Source organism: Micromonospora globispora (assembly GCF_003857015.1).
Taxonomy (GTDB): domain Bacteria; phylum Actinomycetota; class Actinomycetes; order Mycobacteriales; family Micromonosporaceae; genus Micromonospora; species Micromonospora globispora.
The window spans coordinates 1-4341 of the sequence record NZ_QGGF01000709.1 but is presented as its reverse complement, the minus strand read 5'-3'; the positions used below and the strand labels follow the sequence as shown (position 1 = coordinate 4341).

At 67.0% G+C, this 4341-nt stretch carries 5 protein-coding genes and 1 pseudogene; 1 reads left to right on the top strand and 5 read right to left on the bottom strand.

Features of this window, described 5'->3' with window-relative positions:
• Positions 1-106: 106 nt before the first annotated feature.
• The 4 genes from DKL51_RS32690 to DKL51_RS32675 all read right to left on the bottom strand — a co-directional run bounded on the left by DKL51_RS32690 (position 107) and on the right by DKL51_RS32675 (position 3573).
• Positions 107-310, bottom strand: coding sequence for a hypothetical protein (locus DKL51_RS32690; RefSeq protein WP_124813188.1), 204 nt, complete (start codon positions 308-310; stop codon positions 107-109).
• 292 nt (positions 311-602) lie between these two features.
• Positions 603-1037, bottom strand: coding sequence for a DUF1003 domain-containing protein (locus DKL51_RS32685; RefSeq protein WP_207783929.1), 435 nt, complete (start codon positions 1035-1037; stop codon positions 603-605).
• 872 nt (positions 1038-1909) lie between these two features.
• The gene (locus DKL51_RS32680; RefSeq protein ID WP_243422321.1) at positions 1910-2983 is read right to left on the bottom strand and encodes a class I SAM-dependent methyltransferase; all 1074 of its coding nucleotides are present in this window, start codon (positions 2981-2983) and stop codon (positions 1910-1912) included.
• Positions 2968-3573 carry a TIGR03086 family metal-binding protein gene (locus DKL51_RS32675; protein ID WP_109944160.1) on the bottom strand — a complete coding sequence of 202 codons (606 nt, stop codon included), beginning with the start codon at positions 3571-3573 and terminating at the stop codon, positions 2968-2970. Before DKL51_RS32675 ends, DKL51_RS32680 begins: the two co-directional genes overlap by 16 nt.
• A 40-nt stretch (positions 3574-3613) precedes the next feature.
• Here DKL51_RS32675 and DKL51_RS32670 point away from each other — a divergent pair, with 40 nt between their 5' ends.
• Positions 3614-4066 (top strand): MarR family winged helix-turn-helix transcriptional regulator, encoded by a 453-nt coding sequence (locus tag DKL51_RS32670; RefSeq protein WP_109944161.1) that lies wholly within the window; start codon positions 3614-3616, stop codon positions 4064-4066.
• A gap of 170 nt (positions 4067-4236) precedes the next feature.
• Here DKL51_RS32670 and DKL51_RS36830 read toward each other — a convergent pair.
• Positions 4237-4341, bottom strand: a pseudogene (locus DKL51_RS36830) (IS5 family transposase); the annotation flags it as partial.

Genomic DNA, 4341 nt, shown 5'->3' with positions numbered 1-4341 from the left:
CACACCGACCAGCCGGGGCACGATCTTTCATCAGGACTCGATGTCCAGGAACGACGAGTGCTCACCAACTGGCGGCTACCTACCCACCAGGAGTTTGCCGGATGGCTCACTCCCAGAACTCATTAGGTAACGGCACCACCGGACGGCGCACGTAGTCGGCCGGTGAGCGCGCCAGGATGGCGTCGATGACGCAGACGCGGTAGAAGCCGACCACCACCGACAGGCGGCGGGAGACGGTTGAGGGCTGGAAGCGGCGTACATTTTGAAGCCAGCGCACGTACCGTTCGATGTCCGCGCGTGCGGCCGACAACGGATCCAGATCCTGGTTACGTAGTGCACCAGGCCAGAAAAATCCGCAGGTCGGAGTCGGTGTGCAGCCGTGCGGCACCCCGGTACCGACCGAGGTAGGCAGACACCGCCGCACGCAGCACGACGCGATCGGGAGAGACGACGCCGGGACCGGAAGCAGGAGAGAGGGTCATACCTCACGGTGCGTTACCGGCCACAGTCACCGCCAGCACCCGCGGAGCGGCAGAAGAGGATGGCACCGCGGCTCTCGGAAGGAGCGGTTACCGCTTTCGCCGACAAACACTCCGGGCACGCTACTGGGCGGGCTTATCGAGCAGCCGCCGGTGCAGCTCCATAGTCAGCGTATGGATGGCACGAGTCAGATCCGTGTTGGTCTTGAGTTCCAGTTCCTGTTCGTTGAAGTCATGATCTGCCTTGGCCTGTTGGAAGGCTGACTGCCGGTTCTGGCCGATCATGACGAAGGTGGAGAGGAAGATGGCCTCCAACGAGACGACCAGTGTGAGCTTCGGCCACGGGTCGGACTCGACGAACAGCATCCAGATGCCGAATAATGCGGCGTGAATGTAGACGAACGGCATCGACCCCGCGAAAGCGGTGATCGCGTCCGCGATCCGCAGTTGAAGGTCCGCCGCCCGTTGGGCCTTATGCGAGATGACAACGGGATGCTGGGGGCGGCTCTCTGACGGCGTGGTTTGCATGTCATCTCCAGGCTTGATCGTCCGACCCACGCAGTAAACGCCAGCGACCGCGGCGGCACCAGTAGCTACCCACGGCGCCGAATCCGGGCACAGCACGACTACACTCCACGCGGTCGGCGGCATGTCAGGGCTTCGCAGCCTGCGTGCCGTTACTGAACCCTGAGACGCCTAAGGGACGTCCCGTAACTCGGTGAAGGCGTTGCCCGGCGCCGGACTGACGTCAGCCGGCGAGGGCGATGTTGTGGCATGTCTGGCGTGCCTCCATCACCACAGAAGCGCACCTGCTCGACCGGATACGGCAGATCCCGCGCCAGGCGCACCCACAACGGCGACGTGCCCTTGGCCGTCGGGATCCGCACTCGGCGCCCGTCGAGGGTGAACGTGCCGTGATAACAGCGCACCGGCACCAACCCCTGCCGCCGACGCGGGAACCGCGCCGACAGGTCACCGTCCTTACGGCGCTTCGCCGCGGCGAACCACCCATCGGAGAACCGGCGCAACACCGACCGGGCACCGACCGAGTCCAGCTCGCCGAAGGCGCCCGGCCCCGAGGCCGCCAACTCCCGACACAGTTCCTGATAGCCGACCAGCGGCGCGTCCCGGCGCCGCCACGCGTTGATCTCCAGTACGCATGCCCACACGTCATCGGCCGAACGCAACAGACCGAAGCGCCGCCGCCGCTGTCAGACGTCACCCGCAACGCGACACGCGCGGTGCGATGCACCACCCGCGGTGCGGCAGGATCCCGACGGCGAGGCATAAATCGAAGCCAACACCACCGATACGACACATTCCCAACCCCGACCAACCCCGCCAACGTTTGTGGTCGAAGCACCAGCGAGCTGATCGCGACAGAAGAAGACGTCGGATCGGGGATATGCCTTCCGGGAGGGCGCCGCGTGTCAGGCCCGGTCAGCGACCATCACGCGGCCGTGGCGGAGCGATATGCGGTGGCGGATGGGTACCGCGAGCGCGCCTGCCGTGCCGAGTAGGTCTTCGTCGCTGGTGACGGTGTAGCCGTGCCGGGCGAGCAGGCGGGTCATCGCCTCGGGCGTCCACGTCGAGCGCCACGGCTCGTTCGCCCAGACACTCGACCGGCCGGTAGATGCCATGAGCGCCCGCGCCGCGAGGCGGCCCAGCTTCGCGATTCCCGCAGGGGTCTGATAGTTGACGATCAGCCGGCTGTTCGGCGCTGAGCAGGCTGCGAGCGCGGTGACCGTGGCGGCTACCTCTGCGGCGGTCAGGTATGGCACGACGCCTTCCCAGATCCAGGTCGTTGCCTGGTCAGCGCGGTGCCCGGCGGCGGCCAGTGCCTCGCCCAGCCGCTCGTGGCGGAAGTCCACGGGCACGAACGTCGGCGGGCTGCCGAAGAGGCCCGCGGCGCGCTCGCGCTTGTCTTGCTGGCTGGCCGGCTGGTCGACCTCAAAGACCGCCACATCGGCGAGTTCCGGCATTCGCCAGGCGCGGCCGTCCAGCCCGGCGCCGAGAATCACCAACTGGGGGCTGCGGTGGGCGCGTACGGCGTCGTCGATGGCAGCGGTACGGGGCACGATCACTTCGGTGTTGGCCCGTACCGTCTCGTAGTCGACCCGCTGCCGCCACTGCCGGGGTATGACACCGTCGCGTACCCACTGGACCAGCTCACGCTCCTCGGGACGCAGCAGAGGCATGGCCGTCGGATCGGTGAAGCGGCCCGCAGCGATCAGACCGTCCGCGGCAGCCCGACCCTGGCAGACCAGTACCGCCGTGCGGCTCGCCTGAAGCGTCTTCGGCATCGCTTCCTCCGTCGGTTGGTGCATCCGTTTCTGCAGTCGAGGGTAGAGCGTCGCGGGACCCAATAGCGGTGACAAATATGGCCGCTCACGATGGCTGCACAGCGCGACGCCCGGTCGGCGGCAAATGAGGACGCCGTCTGCCCGCCGGGAGGTGGCCGGGGTGGGCTCGAACGTCGACTCACTGATTAGTCCTTCGGCCACGATGAGGAGCGGCCAACCAGCGCGAGAATCCGTTCCAGTGGGTCGCGGTCGTCGGGTATGGGCAGTCGTGGCGCGAAGGCGGTGCCGGGTGCGAGCCGGCGGTCGTCGTCGGGGATGGCTTCGGCGATGGGAACCGCGGTCTGCAGCAGATCCGCCGGCAACGCGAACGGCAGCGCGAGTGACCGGGCGATGTCCCAGCCGTGAACGACGTAGTCGATGAAGTGGAAGCTGATTGCCCGTCGACCGGGCACCCGTACCCCGTCGCCGAACTCGGGGAGGGCAAACATCCGCTCAAGCACGTCGTGCGCCGCGAAAGCGGTGATGACCTGCTCGCTGGCGTCCGCGTAGTCCGCTGCGGGGCTGCCGCCGAGTGGGCGAACCCGCCACACGTCCATATACGTGCCGTGGCCACCGGCCGAAGCGGCGAACCCGCGGTGCTGCGCTGTCATGTGAGCCAGCAGCCCGGCCAGGTCCCAGCCGGCGCATGGCGTCGGTCGTTCGAGGTCCTCCGGGCGCACGCGTTCGACCAGAGCCATGCTCGCCCGTACCGCCACCTCGTCCTCCACGCGGAGGTCGGGAATCATATGCATGCGCTTACGGTCTATCCGAGCGTACAATATGTCAAGGTGTATGTTCTTCGAGGTGACTGCTGTACTACCTCGCGACCAAGACGACCGGCCCGACCTCGCCGCCATGGTCACGCGGCTGAGTCGTTGGCTCATCGCGATGGAGCAGCCGATACTCACGGCGCAAGGCCTGTCGATGTGGGGCTACGTCGTGCTGACCGCGCTCGACGAAACACCCTTGCGCACGCAGACGGCACTGGCTCGCACGATCGGCGCCGACAAGACACGCATCATCGGCGTGCTCGACGACCTGCAGCAGCGCGGCCTCATCCGGCGCGAACCGGACCCGGCCGACCGGCGGGTACACCTCCTCAGACTCACCCCGGCCGGCCGCCGGCTACATACGAAATTGCGGCGGGCCATCCGGCAGGAGGAGGATCGACTGCTCAACCGGTTGTCAGTGGCGGACCGGCAGGTGTTCCTCCGGGTCTTGCAAGCACTCGACGCACAAAGCTGACGACGCTGTCAGCGTTGGCACATTCATGGACTCGTCGTGGCCTTGCGCACACACGCTCATCGGCAGGATCGCGCACACCGCGGACCCTTCGTGGCGCCCTGTGACACCGGTCGGCGGCAGATCCGGGCGATCCCTCAGTGAAGAGCGCCTAGAGCCTGTGTCGAAGTCGGTCACAGCCACTCGCTGATCGCGGCGATGTGCACGGTGGCTTCGTAGCGCACGGCGAGCTTGTCGAATCGGGTGGCCACGGCGCGGTTGCGCTTGAGCCGGTTGAT

Coding starts and splice junctions, on each gene's coding strand:
- DKL51_RS32675 (WP_109944160.1), bottom strand. CDS start 3,573: ATGCATATGATTCCCGACCTCCGCGTGGAGGACGAGGTGGCGGTACGG.
- DKL51_RS32670 (WP_109944161.1), top strand. CDS start 3,614: ATGTTCTTCGAGGTGACTGCTGTACTACCTCGCGACCAAGACGACCGG.